20 protein-coding genes and 1 tRNA gene are annotated in these 19,857 nt (G+C 51.1%); 7 read left to right on the forward strand and 14 right to left on the reverse strand.

All coding sequences use genetic code 11. The features are described from left to right. The first annotated feature begins 83 nt into the window (after positions 1-83). The gene (htpX, locus tag ACTNE6_RS11020) at positions 84-962 is read left to right on the forward strand and encodes a protease HtpX (protein ID WP_194970759.1); all 879 of its coding nucleotides are present in this window, start codon (positions 84-86) and stop codon (positions 960-962) included. Between the two features lie 93 nt (positions 963-1,055). On the opposite strand, the gene ACTNE6_RS11025 is transcribed toward htpX, so the two are convergent. Together ACTNE6_RS11025 and mobA are read right to left on the reverse strand one after the other, a co-directional pair. Further along, complete coding sequence (locus ACTNE6_RS11025) at positions 1,056-1,556, reverse strand: endonuclease V (RefSeq protein WP_442496720.1); 501 nt, start codon at positions 1,554-1,556, stop codon at positions 1,056-1,058. 8 nt (positions 1,557-1,564) lie between these two features. Beyond that, the gene (gene mobA / locus ACTNE6_RS11030) at positions 1,565-2,158 is read right to left on the reverse strand and encodes a molybdenum cofactor guanylyltransferase MobA (protein WP_442496721.1); all 594 of its coding nucleotides are present in this window, start codon (positions 2,156-2,158) and stop codon (positions 1,565-1,567) included. Between the two features lie 40 nt (positions 2,159-2,198). Here mobA and ACTNE6_RS11035 point away from each other — a divergent pair, with 40 nt between their 5' ends. Genes ACTNE6_RS11035 through ACTNE6_RS11045 form a run of 3 tightly spaced genes read left to right on the forward strand, consistent with a single transcriptional unit; the run spans position 2,199 to position 3,632 of the window. Further along, on the forward strand, positions 2,199-2,654 hold the full coding sequence (locus ACTNE6_RS11035; protein WP_194970756.1) for a DUF302 domain-containing protein: 456 nt from the start codon (positions 2,199-2,201) through the stop codon (positions 2,652-2,654). A 14-nt stretch (positions 2,655-2,668) separates the two neighbouring features. After that, positions 2,669-3,226 carry a Uma2 family endonuclease gene (locus ACTNE6_RS11040; RefSeq protein WP_442496722.1) on the forward strand — a complete coding sequence of 186 codons (558 nt, stop codon included), beginning with the start codon at positions 2,669-2,671 and terminating at the stop codon, positions 3,224-3,226. A 10-nt stretch (positions 3,227-3,236) separates the two neighbouring features. Then, on the forward strand, positions 3,237-3,632 hold the full coding sequence (locus ACTNE6_RS11045; RefSeq protein WP_442496723.1) for a hypothetical protein: 396 nt from the start codon (positions 3,237-3,239) through the stop codon (positions 3,630-3,632). Between the two features lie 107 nt (positions 3,633-3,739). Here the strand turns inward: ACTNE6_RS11045 and ACTNE6_RS11050 are convergent, their stop codons facing one another. From ACTNE6_RS11050 to ACTNE6_RS11090, 9 genes are all read right to left on the reverse strand, one after another. Next, positions 3,740-4,573: a quinoprotein dehydrogenase-associated SoxYZ-like carrier gene (locus tag ACTNE6_RS11050; protein WP_442496724.1), complete on the reverse strand. Its 834-nt coding sequence runs from the start codon at positions 4,571-4,573 to the stop codon at positions 3,740-3,742. Positions 4,574-4,633: 60 nt separating this feature from the next. Then, a complete protein-coding gene (locus tag ACTNE6_RS11055; RefSeq protein ID WP_442496725.1) occupies positions 4,634-5,548 on the reverse strand; it encodes a quinoprotein relay system zinc metallohydrolase 2 in 915 nt (304 codons plus the stop codon). Positions 5,549-5,578: 30 nt separating this feature from the next. Beyond that, on the reverse strand, positions 5,579-6,463 hold the full coding sequence (locus ACTNE6_RS11060; RefSeq protein ID WP_442496726.1) for a LysR substrate-binding domain-containing protein: 885 nt from the start codon (positions 6,461-6,463) through the stop codon (positions 5,579-5,581). Positions 6,464-6,706: 243 nt separating this feature from the next. Continuing rightward, entirely contained in the window at positions 6,707-6,964 is a 258-nt protein-coding gene (locus ACTNE6_RS11065; RefSeq protein WP_194970751.1) for a hypothetical protein, read from the reverse strand. Positions 6,965-7,120: 156 nt separating this feature from the next. Then, positions 7,121-7,426: a hypothetical protein gene (locus tag ACTNE6_RS11070; protein ID WP_442496727.1), complete on the reverse strand. Its 306-nt coding sequence runs from the start codon at positions 7,424-7,426 to the stop codon at positions 7,121-7,123. Between the two features lie 166 nt (positions 7,427-7,592). After that, positions 7,593-8,114: a peptide deformylase gene (gene def / locus ACTNE6_RS11075; protein ID WP_442496728.1), complete on the reverse strand. Its 522-nt coding sequence runs from the start codon at positions 8,112-8,114 to the stop codon at positions 7,593-7,595. Positions 8,115-8,124: 10 nt separating this feature from the next. After that, positions 8,125-10,215 carry a polyphosphate kinase 1 gene (ppk1, locus tag ACTNE6_RS11080; protein ID WP_442496729.1) on the reverse strand — a complete coding sequence of 697 codons (2,091 nt, stop codon included), beginning with the start codon at positions 10,213-10,215 and terminating at the stop codon, positions 8,125-8,127. Between the two features lie 21 nt (positions 10,216-10,236). After that, positions 10,237-10,896, reverse strand: a complete 660-nt coding sequence (locus tag ACTNE6_RS11085; protein WP_442496730.1) for a class I SAM-dependent methyltransferase — start codon at positions 10,894-10,896, stop codon at positions 10,237-10,239. Further along, complete coding sequence (locus ACTNE6_RS11090) at positions 10,893-11,798, reverse strand: 1-aminocyclopropane-1-carboxylate deaminase/D-cysteine desulfhydrase (protein WP_442496731.1); 906 nt, start codon at positions 11,796-11,798, stop codon at positions 10,893-10,895. The genes ACTNE6_RS11085 and ACTNE6_RS11090 overlap by 4 nt, the downstream gene beginning before the upstream one ends. Position 11,799: 1 nt before the next feature. Between ACTNE6_RS11090 and ACTNE6_RS11095 the strand changes: the two genes are divergently transcribed. Next, the gene (locus tag ACTNE6_RS11095; protein WP_442496732.1) at positions 11,800-12,453 is read left to right on the forward strand and encodes an SOS response-associated peptidase; all 654 of its coding nucleotides are present in this window, start codon (positions 11,800-11,802) and stop codon (positions 12,451-12,453) included. Between the two features lie 72 nt (positions 12,454-12,525). Here ACTNE6_RS11095 and ACTNE6_RS11100 read toward each other — a convergent pair. Continuing rightward, positions 12,526-12,601 (reverse strand) — tRNA-Val (locus ACTNE6_RS11100). 804 nt (positions 12,602-13,405) lie between these two features. Between ACTNE6_RS11100 and ACTNE6_RS11105 the strand changes: the two genes are divergently transcribed. Together ACTNE6_RS11105 and ACTNE6_RS11110 are read left to right on the forward strand one after the other, a co-directional pair. Continuing rightward, positions 13,406-14,581 (forward strand): efflux RND transporter periplasmic adaptor subunit, encoded by a 1,176-nt coding sequence (locus ACTNE6_RS11105; RefSeq protein WP_442496733.1) that lies wholly within the window; start codon positions 13,406-13,408, stop codon positions 14,579-14,581. Further along, on the forward strand, positions 14,578-17,694 hold the full coding sequence (locus ACTNE6_RS11110; RefSeq protein ID WP_442496734.1) for an efflux RND transporter permease subunit: 3,117 nt from the start codon (positions 14,578-14,580) through the stop codon (positions 17,692-17,694). The genes ACTNE6_RS11105 and ACTNE6_RS11110 overlap by 4 nt, the downstream gene beginning before the upstream one ends. Positions 17,695-17,697: 3 nt before the next feature. On the opposite strand, the gene ACTNE6_RS11115 is transcribed toward ACTNE6_RS11110, so the two are convergent. Both ACTNE6_RS11115 and folP read right to left on the reverse strand, forming a co-directional pair. After that, positions 17,698-18,459, reverse strand: coding sequence for a methyltransferase domain-containing protein (locus tag ACTNE6_RS11115; protein WP_442496735.1), 762 nt, complete (start codon positions 18,457-18,459; stop codon positions 17,698-17,700). A 520-nt stretch (positions 18,460-18,979) separates the two neighbouring features. Beyond that, a complete protein-coding gene (folP, locus tag ACTNE6_RS11120) occupies positions 18,980-19,810 on the reverse strand; it encodes a dihydropteroate synthase (RefSeq protein ID WP_442496736.1) in 831 nt (276 codons plus the stop codon). Positions 19,811-19,857 lie beyond the last annotated feature (47 nt).

Here is a 19,857-nt window from a genome sequence, read left to right on the forward strand (position 1 = left end):
ATTTTCATTCCCCAACTCTATTGAATTAATTTATTCCGTCCCTATATCATTGGCAACCTCTCAATCTTCAAGGACTTTTTATCATGAAGCGTATTCTTCTTTTTCTGGCTACCAATATCGCGGTAATGCTGGTCATCAGCATTATCTTTAATCTTTTAGGCCTGGGCGGCGCTCTGCATGCGCGCGGCGTAAATCTGGATCTTAACTCCTTGCTGATCATTTCGGCAGTTTTCGGCATGACAGGTTCAATAATTTCTCTGCTCATGTCCAAGTGGACCGCCAAAAGCGCCATGGGCGTTCATGTGATTGAATATCCGCAAAACCAGACTGAACAATGGCTGGTCAACACCGTTGCCAAACAGGCCAAGCAAGCAGGCATCGGCATGCCCGAAGTCGGCATCTTTCAGGCTCATGAACCGAATGCATTCGCTACGGGCGCGAACAGAAACAGCGCGCTGGTCGCCGTCAGCACCGGCCTGCTGCAAAACATGAACGCCGACGAGGTCGAAGCGGTTGTCGGCCACGAAATCAGCCATGTCGCTAACGGCGATATGGTCACGATGGCGTTGATGCAGGGTGTGGTCAACACGTTTGTTTACTTTTTCGCCACCGTGATCGGTCATGTCGTCGATCGCACGATCTTCCGGAACGAGGAAGGCGAAGGCTACGGCCCGGCTTATTATATCGTGCAGATGGTCGCGCAAATTGCGCTGGGCTTTCTGGCCACCATGCTGGTCATGTGGTTCTCGCGCTACAGAGAATTCCGGGCCGATGCGGGCGGCGCCAACCTGGCCGGCCGTCAAAAAATGATCAGCGCGTTACGGGCTTTGCAACGCGGAGAACAGGAAGACCTGCCTGGCCAACTGGCTGCTTTCGGCATTAACGGCGGAGGCGTGCAAAAATTGTTCATGAGCCATCCTCCGTTGGAAGAGCGTATTGCAGCGCTGCAAAATCAACGCTGATTTTATTCACCCAAGCCGGACAGTACGCTGTCCGGCTTTCTTATAAGTCTTGCCAAATATTTCTATCATAATCAATGAATGCTTAACTTCCGGCTATGGCATAGTTTTGGAAATCCGGTCGGCTTTCTTTAGCAAAGCAGGGATTTTGTATTCACCATGCATGGATTTAATGTGATCCTTCGCCTCAGATAACGGTATTCCAACGCTGGTGATATAAAGAGGCTTTTTACTCGCTCCTCTGTAGAGTTCACATTCCTGAGCAATATCATTAAACGGTCTTTTAGCGACGCCCACCACGCTGATTTTTCCTTGTAATGCGTCATACAGATGCTTACCCAAACCCGGCCTTGATTTACCGTCCAGATAGACAAATCCATCGATGACGATTAAATCAGGAACGAGCTCATGCTCTTCAATAAGTTTCAGTATGCACGGCAGCTCTCTGCGGTAAAACTGCCCCGATATATAGTCTTCGATATCGTCGAGCCTGCTTCTGAACACGCTTTTTTCAATTGCATCCTGCCAGTTTTCAAAGGCAACGCCCGCGATAAACGCGCTCCTGTCCCGATAGTCAACATCTACCGCTAATAGCATCGGTAAAATTAATCAATGCCGGCCTCCAGCGCTGACAGCTCGGTCATCGTATTGACATTAGTGAATATGCCGGGCGTATCGCTGAAATCCGCTTTCACCCTATTCAGCTGCTCCAGCCACAGGCCGATCTTACGCTCGCCGCTGGACAAATAAGCTTCCAGGCTGGATTTCAGCGTGATCCTGATTGCCATAAAAACCGGATGCAGGCGCTCGCCGTCAAAGGCGACGGCAACATCGGCATCCTGTTCGGCGCGCGCAGACAGCAGTTTCCGCAAATGTTCGGCCTTCACCAAAGGCGAATCGCAGGGCATGACGAGCAGCACATCCGCATCGGCATGAATCATGGCTGTCAACACGCCGGCCAAAGGCCCGTCGAAAGTATCGGTCTGATCAGCCACGACCGGCAAGCCAAATTGCCGGTAGCGCTCGCGGTTGCGATTGGCATTGATGATGAGCTGATCGACGACAGGCGTCATGGCGGCGATGGCATAACTGATCATCGGCCTGCCTTTGAAATTGATCAGGCCCTTGTCCTGATTGTTCATGCGCCTGGCCAGGCCGCCAGCGAGAATCACGCCTGTGACTTTTGTTTGACTGTTCATGATGCTAAGCTTATTAATCCTTGAATCAGGTGACCTACAGATGTTTCAACGATCCGTTATTTTCAGTTGCCTGCTGATCTTGGCAGGATGCGCGTCGCAACCGGCCGGCGAATTCATACCGTATTATCAGGTGGAAACAACCAAACCCTATGATGATGTCCTGGCTGAACTGGAAAGCGCCATCGCCGAAAACAATTTCAGGATAACCGGGCACAGCCGCATCGGTAAAGTCATTCGCGACCGAGGCACCAAGGATTTTCCCGACTATGACACGATACAGTTCTGCAATTTGACGCATGCGAAAACCCTGCTGTTGATGTCGCCGCATTCAGTCAGACACATGCCCTGCAATGTGGTCATGTATAATTACCAGGGCAAAACCATCGTATCAACGCATTTATTGCCGACTGACACTGAAAATCCGGAATTGAACGAATTCTCCGTTAAAATGAACGCGCTGTTAAAACAAATTGTCGATTTTGCCGTTGAACAATAGGCCGATAGCACACCATGACCAATACAGCCTTTAAGCAAGCCAGCTACCAGGACATCCTTGATTTGCCGGAGAATATCGTCGGTGAAATTATCAATGGCCACCTGGAAACGCATCCAAGGCCCACGCCCAAGCATGCTTTGGCTTCTTCATCGCTGGGTGATGAATTAGTCTCGCCGTTTCAAAAAGGCAAAGGCGGGCCTGGCGGCTGGTGGATCATGGATGAACCGGAATGCCATCTGGGACCGCATGTTCTTGTGCCGGATCTTGCCGGCTGGCGCCGGCAAATCATGCCGGCGCTGCCGGAAACGGCATGGTTTGAGATAGTCCCTGACTGGGCTTGCGAAATACTGTCGCCGTCAACAGTACGCGTCGACCGGATTGTTAAAATGCCAATATATGCGGAACTGGGTGTCGGCTATCTCTGGCTGATCGATCCGGTTTTGCAAACGTTGGAGGCGTATGAACTGCGTGACCGGCATTGGCTGCTGACCGGTTCTTATGCCGACGAAGATCCAATAGCCATCGCTCCTTTTGCAGAGCATGCTTTTTCACTTTCTGACTTATGGGAATAAGAAACTATCAATGAAAAACATCAACTCAATTTTAAGCGCCGCATTATTGACCGTTCTTGCAGGCTGCACCACCACCCCGGAAAAACCCGCAGAGCAGGCGGCGGCCGAGCCCGCGCCTTTTGTTAGCGATTATCCTACCCGTGATCGCGTCGAATATGTTCTGAACTGCGTTGCCAAACACGGGGGACTGACTTACATCACTCAATACGCCTGCGGCTGTAAAATCGACAAAATTGCCGAAAAGTTAAAATTCGAGGAATACGAGGCAGCGCAAACCGTTTCCTATTTGCGCAAGATGCCCGGCGAGGGCGGCGGTGTTTTCCGCGATCCCAAGAGAGCCAAAGATCTGCGTGAGCGGCTAAAAGAAGCCGAGGAATATGCGGAGAAAAGCTGTTTCGTAAAATAATCCGGGCAAATTACCCGATCAACGCTTGAAACCACGAAGGGCACGAAGTTTTTTACAGTTTCTTCGTGACCTTCGCGGTTAATCAGCGATCTATCGACAGCTCAAGATCAGGGATTGAGCGTATAAGTTTCACTATAGCTGTTGCCGGCCGTACAGGCATCGCGGCTGGTCGGGCTCTCGCATGAGGTATCGGAAACCTCGGCCTTCAACACGCCGGCTTTGTCCGGAACAAAGTAAAACCTGAAATTAGGGTCGGCGCTGATTGCGATATCGGTTTTGGCGGTCAGGATCGCCTTGTCGTTAAATGAAACGCGCACTTCCTTGACGAAATGGGATTTCTTCACGAACCGTGTAACCTGATCCATTTGCATGCCAGTAATGTTCGGATGACTGATCAGCAGTTGAGTGAGGTTCGGCTCGCCGATTTTAACGCCTTCATCGAGCCTGAATTTCATCTTGCCCAGGCGCTGCATGGCGGCATCGAGATCGGCGCCTATCGGGGCGGAGCAGCCTCCGCTGGCTTTAACGAACTTCTTGGTCATGACCAGCTTGCCGTCATTCATTTCAGCGATAGCGCGGATATTGCTGTAAGTATTGACCCGAACCCGCATCGCCAGATCGGCCTTGCCGCTTTCCGGCGTAAATTCAAACTCGCCGACATACGGAAACGGGTTTTTATCGACCAGCACCAGGACTTTTTTAATGTAGCTGTCTTTAGTTTGAGGTATCTTGCTGACAATCTTGATAGGCACCAGCGCCGGATCTTCTGCCCGATAAGGCGCCTCGATTTCGATGATGTCATTGGATTCCTCGATCGATTTGCCGGCAAAATACTGATTCTTTATCTTGCTGGTCCATTCGGTCTCATCGCCTTCCGCCAAAGCCAGCGCCGGCATCAGCAGCAAAGCAAGAAGCCAGGATCTTGTTTTCTGTTTTTTCATGCTATAAAACTCCAATCGCTAAATAAAACACCGGCAAGATTCTTGCCGATATCGTAAAAATCAATTTTCCCATTCCAACTCGGCAAAAGCGGTCGTGACGTTTTTGCGGTGGAATTGATCGAACAACTGCCACTGCCCTTTCGCTGAATAGCCGACTGTTTCCACGGCCTCTTCCAGATACTTGCCCTGCTTGATCATGGCCCTGATTTCCGTCAGCAGCATTTCCAGATAGTCTTTTTCAGGCTGCATGCTTTTCGGCCAATCCTTGACTATCGGCCCATGCCCCGGAATCACGGTCTTGTAAGGATGACTTTCCAGTATTTCAAGCTCGGCCAACCATCCTTTCAGGCTGCCGTCTATCACGGGCAAATGCTCTATAAACAGCAAATCCGATATCCATAAGGTGTCGGTCTGTTCGTCATAGACGGTCAGATCATTATCGGTATGCGCCGCAGAATGGGCTGTCAGCTTTAATGTGCGTCCGCCCAGATCGATATCCAGGTGATCTTTGACGACTATATCAGGCGGAATAATATCGTCGGCAGTCAGCTTGACATCGAGTTGGTCGGCTGCCTTATCGATATAGTAAGCGCCGCGTGTCGCCATGGCCCGGGCCAGTTTTTCATGACCTACGAACTTGACCCCGGCTTCTTTAAAGGCCTTGTTGCCATAGATATGGTCCGGGTGGACATGTGTGTTGATAACATAGCAAACCGGCTTGGAAGTCGCGTGTTTGATCGCCAGTTTCAAGGACTCGCCCTGCTGCGGATTGCCGCCCGTATCAATAACCGCTACACAGCGTTCACCGACAATAAACCCGATGTTGGCGATAGCGCCATGATTTTTAGTATCGGGCAATTCATGCACACCCCTATGCGTATAAATGCCGGGAGCAACTTCCGTTACCGACAGGACCTGTACAGCTGTTGCATAGGCACTACCTGCCGACAGAATTAAAGCAAACAAAAATCTCATATTATCCTCTGGTAAAAACCTGAAATTTATTCATTTAAGGCATAATTCCAGAAATGCCTTAGTCACCCTGGACTGAATGATCTGCTTGGGCGCAACAATATTCAAATGCCAGAACAGACCGTCCGGCGGATTGATGCGCCGCGCCACCAGGCCTTTCGCCTCATGGCGCAGCGCCTGCGAAGAGGCAAAACCGATGCCCAACCCAGCCCTGACCGACTCTTTGATGCCGGAAACGCCGGTCACTTCGATACTGACAGGCGCCACAATGCCGGCTGTGGCCAAAGCTCGCTCGACCACATGTCTGGCTCCCGAACCGGGTTCGCGCCAGATCACCGGATGCTGGGTAAAAACCTCCAAAGGCACGCTTTCCGGATACTCCTGTGCTACGCTGTGATCTTCCGGCAAAACCAGCACGATTTCATCATCCTGCCACGGCACAACCTCATAGTTTCCGGGCAATTCATCCTCGTCCACCGGCCCTTCAATAAAGCCCAGATCAAGGTCGCCCAGATTGCGGATGATTTCCGCCGTATCCCAGGTCTTCATAAATACCTGTACCCCCGGATACAGCTTCTGCAGTTGCACGACATGCTGAGGCAGATAAAAGCTGGCGATCGTAGTCGTGGAGCCCAAACGCAGAAAACCGGTATTGATCTGCTGCAAACAACGCACATAATCAATGGCCTGATTAAAATCGGCATCCATTTTCTGGGCATATTCCAGCAAACCTTTACCGGCCGGCGTCAATTCGATCTGATGGCCTTTGCGCTCGTAAAGCGCCTCACCGACCTCGCTCTGCAGCAACTTTAGCTGTCCCGAGACGGCCGGCTGCCCCAGATGCAGATGCTGCGCGGCCAGCGTGATGCTCTTGAAACGGGCAACGACGGCGAAAGTAAGTAAATGGTTGGGATTCAATGCAATTTCCTGAAATTTTATCCAAGTATTTTATAGTTTTTATTGAGCTGTAGCTTTAATAAGAGCTTCAAATATTAGCTCTTTATAATATCATCATTTTTGATGTTTATTTTAAAAAAAGATGATTTGATATAGATATTACATCTGCAATTCAAGTTCTGCTCCGCTAAAGTCTAGCCAGGCGGCACCATCGAAACGCAGAAGAAGGAAAAGGAGAAAACGTGGTTAATAATTGCGCCAATATTAATGTCCATTACGAAAAATGGACCCGTTCTTGATGCAGTCTAGAGCATCATCAAGACTCTCGAAAACGCCCCAACACATGAACTGCTCACCAGCGCCGGTATTTAAGTAATGAACCGAAAATCCATGTTCAGTGCGAATGATGAAAGGTGATTTGGGAGTCAATACATTGGGTAAAAAGAGTGGATTAATCAAATATCCATCAACAAAATCTTCAGCCCAATACTCAGTATCATCGTCAAGTTTAAACTTAGTCATGATTACCCCCAGGCCTTAACCTTAGTCATAATCATGATGACCATTTAGTCCCAGAATTGTTAATCTGTAGCTGACTGACTTAAGTTTTTATTTTCCCGCACCGTCCCGGAAGTTACCGTTGGGTAAAGCAGTTTAAAACCGTGCTAAGCCTTGGGCCTAATTGTGCTTGAAAGGCATATTTTTAGCGTAGCCCAGGGCATCTTCAAAATTATCAAATATACCCAAACAGATGATGCATCCCCTAATTAAATAATGCACTGAAAATTTATGACTGATATGACGCATGATGAAAGGCGATTTTGGTATCGGTCTTTCCTCCAACAAGAGCGGATCAATTAGATACCCATCGATAAAATCTTCTGCCAAATACTCAGTACCGTCATCAAGCGTAAATTTAGAATAGCCATCGACAAAATCCTTCGTCAAACACTCAGTACCATCGTCAAGTTTAAATGTCCTCATGATGTTCTCCCAGTGTTAATACTTAGGTCTTAATACTTAGGCATCATAGACTACTTAATGTTTCGATTGTTAATCTGAAACTGGCAAAAAATTTTCTGACTTAAGTTTTGGCATTAATACTTGAGTGGATAGCCAGCCAATACTGGCAAAGGGATACGTTTTTTACTTAACGGCCCTCCATCAGTTTGAAATATTCTTTCTCGGAAAAAATATCCCGATTATTCTCAACGCTATCCAGATACACCCTGCCCTCCAGATGATCATACTCATGCTGAAAAATCCGGGCAACAAAGCCATCCAGCTTTAATTCCACGAAATTTCCCTGCTGATCAGTGTAACGGATCAGGATCTCCCGATACCTCGGCACCAAGGCGCGGATGCCCGGAATGCTTAAACAGCCTTCCCAGTCCTTTTCTTTATGATCCGACAAGGGTTCAAATGCCGGATTGATCATGACTGTTGGCTCCATCTGCGGCGCATGGGGATAGCGAGGCGTAGGCCGCGATGCCACGATGATGATCCGTCTTGACTCGCCGATCTGGGGCGCGGCAATGCCGACGCCCTGCGTACCCGCCAGCGTGCTCTGCATATCGGCGATTATCCGCCGGATATCATCGTCATGCACATCACCAACCGCTTCCGCCTTTTTTCTTAGTACCTCGGCACCCAATTGGACAATCTCGCGCATGGTGAACCTCTTAAGACAGCAGTTCGTTCAGGAGCATGGTCTGAGCCTGTATTGGCTCCTCATCAGCCGTTTGCGTAAGCCGCTGATAGCTGCCGTCGGGCTGTAGTATCCATGCCTGCGTGTTATCCTGCAGATACAGATCCAGATCATGCAAAATCCGGTCATGTAGTTTTTTGTTTTCGATGGGAAAACAGATCTCGACGCGCCGGAACATGTTGCGATTCATTAAATCGGCGCTGGAGGTATAAATTTCCCGGCTGCCGTCATTCTCAAACGCGTACACACGGCCATGCTCCAAAAAGCGTCCGATAATGGATCGAACTTCTATGTTTTCAGAAACTCCGGAAATTCCGGGTGTCAAACAGCAGACGCCCCGAACGATCAGCTTAACGACAACTCCGGCCTGCGAAGCCCGATAAAGGGCCTGAATACTTTGCTCTTCAACGATGGCGTTGACTTTGATGATGATTTTTGCCGGCTTGCCGTTTTTGGCGTGGCGTATTTCGCGTTCGATTTTGTCGATCAGCCCGCTATGCAAGGTGAACGGCGACTGCAACAATTTATTCAGCTTGGTCACTTTGCCTAAGCTGGTCAGTTGGGCAAACACGCGCCGGACATCTTCGCCTAATTCCTTATCGCAGGAAAACAGGCCATAATCGGTATAAAGCTGCGCCGTCTTGGGATGATAGTTGCCGGTGCCCAGATGGACATAATTGCACAATTGACTGCCTTCCCTTCTCAGCACCAGGCACATCTTGGCATGAGTTTTATAGCCAACCACGCCGTACACCACATGCACGGCCGCTTCCTGCAGCTTGGATGCCAGATTGATGTTGGCTTTTTCGTCGAAGCGCGCCCTCAATTCGATGACGACAGTCACTTCCTTGCCGGCTCTGGCCGCTTTGACCAAAGCGCTGACGATGGGCGAGTCGGCGCCGGTGCGATACAGCGTCTGCTTGATCGCCAATACGTCCGGGTCGGCGGCCGCCTGGCGAAGAAACTCGACAACCGGCGAGAACGATTCGAACGGATGATGCAGCAGGATGTCATTGCGCTTGATCTCCGCAAAAATGTCCTTGTTGCGCGCCAGTTGCGGCGGCACGCTGGGCTTGAACGGCACGAACTTGAGATCGGGCCTCTCCACCAAGTCAATAATCTCCTGCACCCTGTTCAGATTGACTGGGCCGTGCACCAGATACAGGCGGTCGCGCGTCAAGCCGAAGCGGCCGAGTAAGAAATTCACGGTTTCTTCCGGGCAATTGGCATCGATTTCCAGACGCACCTCGTCGCCATAGTTACGCATGGCCAGCTCGCCTTCAACAGCCAGCAATAAATCGTCTATCGCATCGTCATCAACAAAGAAATCGCTGTTGCGCGTCACGCGGAACTGATAACAGCCCTTGACCGTCATGCCATTGAACAAATCGCCCACGAAGGCATGAATAATCGATGACAAAAACACGAAATCAGCAGGCCCGCTGCCGGTCTCCTCGGCAGGCAATTGCACCAGGCGCGACAATGCGCGGGGCGCCTGTAAAATCGCCCTGCCGCTATTGCGGCCGAACGCATCCTTGCCGGTCAGAGAGATAATGAAATTTAAGCTCTTGTTGAGTATGCGCGGGAAAGGATGCGCCGAATCGAGGCCGACAGGCGTCAGAATCGGCAGCAGTTCATCATTGAAATAGTTTTCCAGCCATTTACGCTGCGCTTCAGTCCATTTGCTGCGGCGGATGAAATGGATATTCTGCTCGCTGAGCAGCGGGATAAGCATATCATTCAGGACTTCATATTGCTCGTCAACCAGCTGATGGGCATTGACCGAAATCTGCTCCAATTGTTCATGCGGGGTCAAGCCGTCCGGCCCTATCGCCTTGGGGTCCATAGTCGCCATCTGCAACACGCTGGCTACCCTGACCTCAAAAAACTCATCCAGGTTGGAACTGGAGATGCATAGATAATTGAGCCGCTCCAGCAGCGGCACCTTTTCATCCTTTGCCTGCGCCAGGACCCGTTTGTTAAACTCCAGCAAACTTAATTCACGATTGATATACAGCTCAGGTTTTTGAAGATCTATTATTTCGTCTGTTTCAGTTATGTCCATTTTTTACTACACCTTAAGCTGTCAGGTTGCAATACCTGTGATAAAAACATGTCGATCGCTGATTTGTTCAATGTTTAGATCCAAACCAGCCTGTGCTATTTGCTCGGCGATTTCTTCCATGCGAAACGCCGCCAGCAACGATTGATAAAAATCCCGTTTGAGAATGTCCGGCTCATCAGCTGCATAGGCCTGAACCATCGCTAATGCCTCGTCAATGCTGTCCGGGCGCAATAAATCCATGACCACTATCCGCGTTCCCGGCGCGGCATATTTTTTAATGACATCCCAGAGCACCATAGGGTCCGGCAAGTGATGCAGCAGGCTATTGCTGAAGATAATGCCATAGCTGGCTTGCGGCAAGCTTACATAAGGCAATAAACCATGAATAAACTTGATGCGCGATTTCAGTTCATCAGTTATCGATAACTTACCATAATTTATCATCGCCGCCGAACCATCGACAGCATATACTTCGGACAATGGATAGGCTTGGACAAAACGGCGGCTAATATCGCCGGGGCCGCAGCCTAAATCCAAAGCCGTGCCGCTGAAGTCGGGTTCGTTAACGAAAACCTGCAGGCGCTCAATGAACTGGCTGTGCGGTATTTCAAAGTCGGCTTCGGCATAGGCCCTGACCTGCGCTTCATCTTCCATCAATTCCGGTTCCAACACTCTTTTCATTGGCAAAATCCTCTTTTTCCCTGCAAACCGCCGGTATGGACAGCAATAATTCGCTGGCCGGGCTTGAAATAGCCTTTGGCAATCAAATTGTAAAGCCCGTAAAGCATTTTGCCGCTATAGACCGGCTCCAGCGAAATAGGTGCCTTAAGCTCGAAAGCGGCGATAAAGTTCATCAATTCGGCATCGACTTGCGCGAAACCGCCAAAATGGTAATCCAGATTGATTTGCCAATTAGTATAGGGCCGACTCAGCAGCGATTCGACATCTCCCGTTAAAAAATTCGCGTTCTTCAATGCCGCAAAACCGATAACCGCTACATTCTCCGGGACGGCTTCAACAATGCCGGCCAGCGTCGTGCCGGTGCCGCAAGGCACGCAGAGCACGTCATAAGGTATGTCGATTTCCTGAACCAGTTCCGCCACGCCTTTCAACGCCAAGGCCTGAGCGCCCCCTTCCGGCAGCCAGTATTGCTGCGGCTCGATGCCTGGCAGATCCTGCCAGCCTTTATGGTGGCGAAGCGCTCTGTAATCGGAACGAGACACGAATTTCAGCTCCATGCCCCAATTCTGCACGTCGGCCAGCGTCGGGTTTAATGCATCCGGCTGTTCGCCACGGACAAGCCCTGTCGTTTTCAATCCCAATTCACGCCCTGCATAAGCCAGTGCATGCAAATGGTTGGAATAAGCGCCGCCCATGCTGATGATCGTATGCACGCCTGACGACAAAGCCTGATCCAGAATATATTTGAGCTTTCGCCATTTATTGCCGGAGATGATCGGATGCAGTAAATCGTCGCGTTTGATCCACAACTCGATTTCATGGCGTTCAAGCAATGGATCATGAATTCTTGATAGAATGGACTTGTCGAAGGTTTGTTCCAGTTGAATCAGTTGCGGGTGCATTATGTGTGGACGTTTTGTATTGATAGCCTCAGAGCAGCAGATTATTGAGCATTTCAGCCTGCGGCGTCTGGCCAATTATCAGCCTGACTATAATATTCCCCCAAGACAAAAAATTCTCAATATTGTTCAATTGGAAGACGGCAGCAACAAGGCCGCCTATCTGCATTGGGGATTGATTCCCTCTTGGGCCAAAGACCGCAGCATCGGCAATCGAATGATCAATGCACGGGCAGAAACATTGGCCGAAAAGCCAGCGTTCAGATCGGCTTACAGGAAACGCCGCTGCTTGATTCCAGCGACCGGTTTTTATGAATGGCAGCGTACCGAATCAGGCAAGAGGCCTTACCACATCCATTATCCGGATAATCGCTTGTTCGCTTTTGCAGGCATCTGGGAACATTGGGAAAATGAATCGGAAACGATCTATTCCTGCGCAATCATCACCACTGGCGCCGGCACAAAAATCGCATCAATCCACGACCGCATGCCCGTCATCGTCAGGACCGAACACTATGCTGACTGGCTGGATAAAAAAACCGAAGCGGTCGATGTTTTGTCTTTTGATCAGTCAGAGGCTTATCGCGACATGCTGCTGACGCCGGTCAGCAATCGGGTGAACAACCCCGTGCATAATGATGCGGATTGTTTGTCTTGAAGGAATTGTTCGGGGGAAATGTTTGCCGTTTGGAAGGTTGACCTTCCAAACGATAAGAAACCTTTTTAAGTCTGGTGGGTGCTGAGGGGTTCGAACCCCCGACCCTCGCCTTGTAAGGGCGATGCTCTCCCAGCTGAGCTAAGCACCCGACTGATCCAAACATTATACACGATAAATGACATTTATCAAGACTCAAGCTCAATTTTATGAATGTACCAAAGCAATCATAGTATTCTTTATTATCAGACCGAAGAGCAGAAAATAGATGATTGCCAAGAACACAAGGATTGCGCCTCAATACGATGCCGTATTTTAAAAGTCTTAAAGGCCGGCATCGAAAGATAAAGAAGCGTCACTCCCAGTTCCCACCGAGCCTTTACAAGGAAGGCATGATCTTCACTCTTGCAGCAAGGTCTGTCTTGATCAAATTACGGGTATTGCAATGTTTTTTCCGTATTGACTATCTATCTCAACCCTTGCTACTGTCTATCTTCAATTTCAGAAAACACGCAAACCATTATCAGGCTTAAATTATCTATCGATTTGAACGAAAAGTTGCCCAAATTCTGGCCTACACCACAATTGGGCCTTGGCTGATGCGGCTACGCATGACTGAAAGGTTGTGCTAATGAAGTCATGCCATAAATATCAATGGCGCGCTGCCGCCACTGATTTAAAGCGTTACCGCAGCGCACTGGCTTCATTATCGAAACAGGAAGTCGCAGACAGAGAAGAGGACCTATGCGTAGCCTATCAATAAAAATGCAATTGCATCACGCTCTCTCGCTCACCGGCGCATTCGGTTTGCCATCCACCGATGTCGGCACATTCAGCCTGGGCGATAGGTTTCTCTGGAAAAGCAGGAGCGCTAACTTTGGCCAGCATTGCAATGGAATATTTTCAATTACGGTCAGATCACCAGTAAGGCGGCCTCTATGTCAGGTAAAGAGCCATGCTGAAGCGCAATAGTGCAAGATGGCTATCAATGATGATGGTTTTTATCTCGGGATGTGAAGAAAAGAACGTCTATGCGCCCCCACCTCCCCCACAAGTCACAGTGAGCCACCCCCTTCATCAACAGGTCAGCGATTATCTGGAACTTACCGGCAACACCCAAGCTTTTAATACAGTGCAGCTTGTGGCGCGCGTGGAAGGATATCTGGAAAAGGTTTTTTTCAACGATGGCGATCGCGTCAAAAAGGGCCAGCCGCTGTTCCTGATCCAGCAGAACACTTATCAGGCCAAGCTAAAACAGGCGGAGGCTCAGGTGCTCCAGCAAAAAGCCAGTCTCAATCACGCGCAGACTGAATTGGAGCGGTTCACAGAGCTGGTCCGGCAACGTGCGGCGGCTCAGACCGATGTGACCAATTGGCAGTTTCAGCGTGATAACGCCCGGGCCGCACTGGCCGCCGCTGAAGCCAATCGGGATCTGGCAAAACTGGACCTGAGCTACACGCAAGTTTCCGCGCCTTTTGCCGGGCGCATCGACCGTCGCCTCAAAGATCCGGGCAACCTCGTGGGCGCTGGTGAATTTACGCCATTGGCTCAAATTAACCAGGTAGACCCTATCTACGCCTACTTCACGATCAACGAGACGGACTTGCTGAGAGTTATCAAAAAGACCCATATTGGGCCATACGAAGCGGAAAAAATGAAGATTCCAGCCTTTCTCGCGCTCTCCGGCGAGAAAGGCTATCCTCACACTGGTTATTTGGATTTCACTGCCATTTCCGTGACGCCGACAACAGGCACCCTGTTATTGCGCGCCATTTATCCCAATGCCGATAATACGATCTTGCCCGGGCTGTTCGCTCGCGTGCGGCTCCTCGTAGTCAACTCCGAAAAAATGGCGTTGCTCGTGCCGGAAACAGCCGTCGGCCATGACCAACTCGGTTCGTACCTGTTGACAGTAAACGATAATGACGTCGTTGAACGCCGCTCAGTCAAACTGGGCATTGCAGCGGGCGACCTTCGGGTAATCGAAGAAGGGCTCGGCGATCAGGACCGGGTGATTGTGAACGGGCTCCTTCACGCCATTCCGGGCAACAAGGTGAATCCCGTACAGCAGCCTTTAACCGGTGGCGAGAACAATGCAAGCGGGTCCCTGCCGAAGGCCTCTGCGCCATGATCTCTGAATTTTTCATCGAACGGCCTATTTTTGCCAACGTTATCGCAATCATTACCATCATTTTGGGCCTGATTTGCTTTATGAATCTGCCCGTAGCGCAATATCCATCTATTGTGCCGCCGACCGTTCAGGTCACTACACGCTATCCAGGCGCCAGCGCTGAAGTGGTCGCGAGCACGGTGGGCATACCTATCGAACAGGCTGTCAATGGCGTGGAAAACTCGCTCTATATGTCCTCTACGAGCACCAGCGACGGGAGCTATACCCTAACGATCACCTTCAACGTCGGAACCGATCTGAATACCTCCATGACGCTGGTACAGAACCTGGTTAACAGCGCCCTGCCCCAGCTTCCCGCATCGGTGCAGCCTCAAGGCGTGACAGTAAAAAAAGTGTCCACGGATATTTTGCTGGTGGTATCGCTTTATGCGGATGACGAGCGGTTTGATGAAACGTTTCTTTCCAACTATGCCGTCATCAACCTGCAGAATCCGCTGGCCCGCTTGCCCGGCGTGGGCCAGATCGCCGTGCGGGGCGCGGGGCCTTACAGTATGCGGGTCTGGCTGAATCCGGAAAAGCTCAACTATTTCAGCTTGACCGCGCTTGACGTGATCAACGCCATCCAGCGCCAAAATTTACAAGTCGCTGCCGGGCAACTGGGCGCCCCTCCTGCGCCTGCAAACCTGGGCTTTCAATTCACCGTTAATGCGCTGGGCCGTTTGGAGGATGCGGCGCAGTTCGAGCATATCGTCATCAAGAGCGCGCGCGCTGAGTCGGCGCATATCGTGCGCGTCCGTGATGTCGCGCGCGTCGAGCTCAGCCGGCAAAGCTATAGCAATTTTTCCAAGTCCAGCGGCCACAAGGCGGCGTTAATGCCGGTGTTTACCTTGCCCGGCGCCAACGCGCTGGATGTCGCGGACAAAATCCGGCAGGCCATGGCGGTCATGAGCAAGGATTTTCCGCCGGGCCTGAAATACGACATTCATTACGACACCACGAAATTCGTCCGCAGCGCGATCGATGACGTCTATAGGACGCTATTCGAAGCCGGCATCCTGGTGCTTATCGTGGTGGTGGTGTTTCTGCAGAACTGGCGAGCCACGCTGGTGCCTGCGACAACCGTTCCAGTCACCCTCATTGGCGCCTTCGCCGCCATGTTCATGCTCGGTTTCGGCATCAATCTGATGACTTTGTTTGCCTTGATTCTGGCAGTGGGCATCGTGGTCGACGACGCCATCGTGATTGTCGAGAATGCCTCGTATCACATCGAACAGGGAATGGCGCCTAAAGAAGCAACAGTCAAGGCGATGCAGGAAATCACCGGGGCAGTCATGGGCATCACTCTGGTACTGACGGCCGTGTTTTTGCCGGCGGCTTTTCTTCCGGGGATTACCGGGCAGCTGTTTCGCCAATTTGCCCTGGTCATTGCCTCCACTTCCGTCATCAGCGCAATCAACGCCCTGACGCTCAAGCCAGCCCAGTGCGCGCTCTGGCTGCGCCCGGTCCGGGAAAAGAAAGCCAATTGGTTCTCACGGGGCTTTAACAAAGCTTACGGCTGGCTCGAACACGCCTATGTGCAATTAGTCGCCTGGATGGTGAAGCGGGCTTTTCTCATGTTCCTTCTGTTCATATTGATCATTGCTGTGAGCGCCTGGCGGTTCGCCGTTCATCCGACAGGTTTTCTGCCTAACGAAGACCAGGGCTATGCGATGGTGATCACCAAGCTTCCCGAGGCCTCTTCGCAGCCCCGGGTGGCCGCCGTCAGCAAGGCGCTGGATGGCATTCTCGGCAAAACACGCGGATTGGAAGCCTGGGTCACCATCGGCGGCTTGTCCATAATCGACGGCGCGAACGTCCCGAATATGCTAACGACGTTCATCGTTTATGAGGATTGGGACAAACGTGGCAGCGAGTTAAGCCAGGACAAGATCATCGACAGCTTGCACCACCAACTCTCATCAATAGAGGAAGCGATGTCCATTGTGCTGATCCCGCCTCCTATCCGCGGCCTGGGCCAGGGAGGCGGGTTCCAGATGATCGTGGAAGACCGCGAGGGTCTTGGCCTTGGCGAGTTGCAGAAAGCGGTCAATGAAGTCATCAGCGCGGGTAATTCGCAGTCGGGCCTGCAGCATTTGACCTCCACCTTCAGCGCCACGAGTCCGCAGCTTTTCCTGGATATTGACAGAACCAAAGTGGAATCGCTGAATATTCCGTTAAATAATGTGTTTTCCACACTGCAAGCCTACCTGGGCTCCTCCTTCGTCAATTTGTTTAACAAATTCAACCAGGTCTTTCAGGTTTATGTTCAGGCTGACGCGCCGTTCCGTTTGCGGCCGGAAGACATCAAGAACCTGTATGTCCGGAATGAGCAGGGCGAAATGGTGCCACTGGGCACTCTGCTGGACACCAAGCGGACCCTGGGTTCCGAACTGGTGATGCGCTACAACCTCTACCCTTCCGCGCAAATATACGGTGCGGCGGCTCCGGGATTCAGCTCCGGCCAAGCCTTGAACCTGATGGAACAGTTAACCCAAAATATTCTGCCCAAAGGAATGAGTATCGATTGGACGGCAACATCCTTTCAGGAAAAACAGGTGGGCAATCAAGCCTACTTTATCTACGCCCTTTCGATCACGCTGGTATTCATGGTTCTGGCTGCGCTGTACGAGAGCTGGACCAGTCCTCTGGCCGTTGTGCTGGTCGTACCTATGGCCCTGGTAGGAGTGCTCTTGGCGCTGTTAATTCGGGGATTCGACAATAATATTTATACGCAGGTGGGGCTGGTCCTGATGATCGGCCTGGCCTGCAAAAATGCCATCCTGATCGTCGAATTCGCCCGGCAACTGCAGGCCGAAGGGATGTCCGTAACGGAAGCCGCGGTGGAAGCCACCCGTCGGCGGTTCCGGCCCATCGTCATGACTTCGTTCGCTTTTATTCTTGGCGTCGTGCCCTTGCTTGGCGCCTCGGGGGCAGGCGCGGCCAGCCAGCAGGCTATCGGTACGGTGGTTTTTGGCGGCATGTTGTCGTCAACGCTTCTGGCCATACCGTTCGTGCCCGTGCTTTATGTCATTACGCAGCAGTTGGCGGCATGGAAAATTAAAATATCGCCTTAAAATTCAGTCCCTTCGTGCAACCAAATGAATATAACGCCCCATCTCGCGATAGGTGGGCATCCGGCAATGGCGGTATTCCAACTCGAATATTTCATCCAGATCACTTTGTTCGCGAATAGCCCTGGTCATGTAATCATGAAACACCCGAATGCCGGTATGGGCCGTTACGGTAAAGCCCCATTGCTGAAGCTGTTCGATAACCTCATGAGGATACTGCGGATTGGGCGGCGTCAAATTCTTGCCTTTGGCCAAATAAGAGCCGTCGAGCAGGCGCTTCAGGCGCCATTCCCCCTTCAGGGCATTGGTATAAATCATGGCATTGCGGTTATAAAACAGCAGCGATAATGAACCGCCCGGTTTGACCCGATCCGCTATTGTCTGCAGAGACGGCATGGGATCGGCCAGCCATTCCAGCACGGCATGAAACAGCACCAGATCAAATTGGGGCAATTGCTGCGCCAGTTCCTGCGCGGCAGCATGATGAAACTGCGCCGGCAAGCCGGCCTCGGAAAACTGCTGCTGCGCCCGTGCCAGCATTTTTTCCGACAAATCGCACAATGTCAGTTGATGCCCCTGCCCTGCAAGCCACAGACCAATTTGAGCAAATCCGCAGCCGGCGTCCCATACTGTCAATGGCTCATTCCGGTAAAAGCTGTCAAGATCTTCCTTGACCAGCTTAAGCCGCCAGTCGCCCTTGCGCGTACCATAGATTCTTTGCTCAAATCTTTCTATTAGGGAATCAAAATTTCGGTCTTGTGGTTGCATTCAGTGAGTAATTCAGAAGGAATTGTCAGAAAACAGTACATCATGCGTACTGCCGGGCTTGCCGCCCTGTAAATCGATTAGATTATTATAACTGATGTAGATTCAAGATAAAAAAACCTGCCCGAAGGCAGGTAAAAAGTTGAACAAACAAGGACCCGCTTGTTCTTCACCAGGAAGGTATACTCTATTACAGATAGGTCTAGCGATAGTTCTCCATGCACCTAAAGCCAAAGTCACGTTTTTCCATGATGAGCACTTTTCGTAATTTTGAAAACACCCGTTTACCATTCAGCCTGGAAACAACCTCTGCTTACGAACAGCTCCCTGCACCAGTAACGCATCATGACGTGACTTAATTATTGTTAAAGCAATAATCTTGCCAACTTGTATCTTCAGTTCTATCAATGCTTTCAGATTATCGAGCGGCGGTAGTTTGTTGAAAAACCAACAATCGTTGTTGATTCTCTGTTCACGCAGAGGCAGCGCAAAGTGCCAATTCTCAATTTAAATCTGTTGCAAATTACAACCCTTGCCTGCTCTGCTTAATCGCCCACGCCACATCCGCCGCCTGACGGTTTTCCCTGATATCATGCACACGGAATATCTGCACGCCCGCCATAATGCCTAAAGCCGTAGTTACGGCGGTGGCAGTCACCAATTCAGACGGTTCCGATACGGCGCAGATAGCGCCCATGAAGCGCTTGCGACTGGTGCCCAGCAGCACCGGATAACCTGTGGCCACGAACGAGTCAAGATGCGCCAGCAGATCGATATTGTCCTGTCTGCGCTTGCCGAATCCGATGCCCGGATCGATGGCTATTCTCTCTCTTCTAATGCCCGCCTTTAATGCCGCATCAATCTGCTGATGCAGTGCCGCCAGCACTTCCTGCACGACATCATCGTAATAGGGATTGTCCTGCATGGTTTTCGGTGTGCCCTGGCTGTGCATCAGGATGATCGGCGCATCGGTTTCTGCGGCCAGCGCCAGTATGGCCTCGTCATCGCGGCCGGCCGAAATATCGTTGATGATGCCGGCGCCAGCCTCGAGCGCCGCTTTGGCTACTGCGCTCAACGTCGTATCGATACTGATCGGAATATCGGCCGACACCTGCTGCCTGATCGCTTCAACCACCGGTACCACGCGCCGTATCTGTTCATCGGCGGCAACCGGTTCCGAACCCGGCCGGGTCGATTCACCGCCTATATCGATGATGTCGGCGCCTTCGTCCAGCATGCGCCGGGCTTGCCGGACAGCGGCATCGACGTCCGAATACTTGCCGCCATCGGAGAAACTGTCCGGCGTGACATTCAAAATCCCCATAATCAGCGGTTTATCGATATGGCCGAACATGCTTAAGCTCCTGTGCGTATTGCAGTGTATTTATTCAGGTATAATAG

The sequence above is a fragment of the Methylobacter sp. sgz302048 genome, assembly GCF_052162025.1.
In the GTDB taxonomy this organism is placed as follows: Bacteria; Pseudomonadota; Gammaproteobacteria; order Methylococcales; family Methylomonadaceae; genus Methylobacter.

Bases quoted from the DNA above. Each gene is read 5' to 3' on its own strand.
- ACTNE6_RS11090 (WP_442496731.1), bottom strand. From the start codon at position 11,798: ATGCACCCGCAACTGATTCAACTGGAACAAACCTTCGACAAGTCCATT.
- ACTNE6_RS11035 (WP_194970756.1), top strand. From the start codon at position 2,199: ATGTTTCAACGATCCGTTATTTTCAGTTGCCTGCTGATCTTGGCAGGA.
- ACTNE6_RS11110 (WP_442496734.1), top strand. From the start codon at position 14,578: ATGATCTCTGAATTTTTCATCGAACGGCCTATTTTTGCCAACGTTATC.
- ACTNE6_RS11025 (WP_442496720.1), bottom strand. From the start codon at position 1,556: ATGCTATTAGCGGTAGATGTTGACTATCGGGACAGGAGCGCGTTTATC.
- ACTNE6_RS11115 (WP_442496735.1), bottom strand. From the start codon at position 18,459: ATGCAACCACAAGACCGAAATTTTGATTCCCTAATAGAAAGATTTGAG.
- mobA (WP_442496721.1), bottom strand. From the start codon at position 2,158: ATGAACAGTCAAACAAAAGTCACAGGCGTGATTCTCGCTGGCGGCCTG.
- ACTNE6_RS11065 (WP_194970751.1), bottom strand. From the start codon at position 6,964: ATGACTAAGTTTAAACTTGACGATGATACTGAGTATTGGGCTGAAGAT.
- folP (WP_442496736.1), bottom strand. From the start codon at position 19,810: ATGTTCGGCCATATCGATAAACCGCTGATTATGGGGATTTTGAATGTC.
- ACTNE6_RS11045 (WP_442496723.1), top strand. From the start codon at position 3,237: ATGAAAAACATCAACTCAATTTTAAGCGCCGCATTATTGACCGTTCTT.
- ACTNE6_RS11040 (WP_442496722.1), top strand. From the start codon at position 2,669: ATGACCAATACAGCCTTTAAGCAAGCCAGCTACCAGGACATCCTTGAT.
- ACTNE6_RS11050 (WP_442496724.1), bottom strand. From the start codon at position 4,573: ATGAAAAAACAGAAAACAAGATCCTGGCTTCTTGCTTTGCTGCTGATG.
- ACTNE6_RS11085 (WP_442496730.1), bottom strand. From the start codon at position 10,896: ATGAAAAGAGTGTTGGAACCGGAATTGATGGAAGATGAAGCGCAGGTC.
- ACTNE6_RS11105 (WP_442496733.1), top strand. From the start codon at position 13,406: ATGCTGAAGCGCAATAGTGCAAGATGGCTATCAATGATGATGGTTTTT.
- ACTNE6_RS11095 (WP_442496732.1), top strand. From the start codon at position 11,800: ATGTGTGGACGTTTTGTATTGATAGCCTCAGAGCAGCAGATTATTGAG.
- ppk1 (WP_442496729.1), bottom strand. From the start codon at position 10,215: ATGGACATAACTGAAACAGACGAAATAATAGATCTTCAAAAACCTGAG.
- htpX (WP_194970759.1), top strand. From the start codon at position 84: ATGAAGCGTATTCTTCTTTTTCTGGCTACCAATATCGCGGTAATGCTG.
- ACTNE6_RS11070 (WP_442496727.1), bottom strand. From the start codon at position 7,426: ATGAGGACATTTAAACTTGACGATGGTACTGAGTGTTTGACGAAGGAT.
- def (WP_442496728.1), bottom strand. From the start codon at position 8,114: ATGCGCGAGATTGTCCAATTGGGTGCCGAGGTACTAAGAAAAAAGGCG.
- ACTNE6_RS11055 (WP_442496725.1), bottom strand. From the start codon at position 5,548: ATGAGATTTTTGTTTGCTTTAATTCTGTCGGCAGGTAGTGCCTATGCA.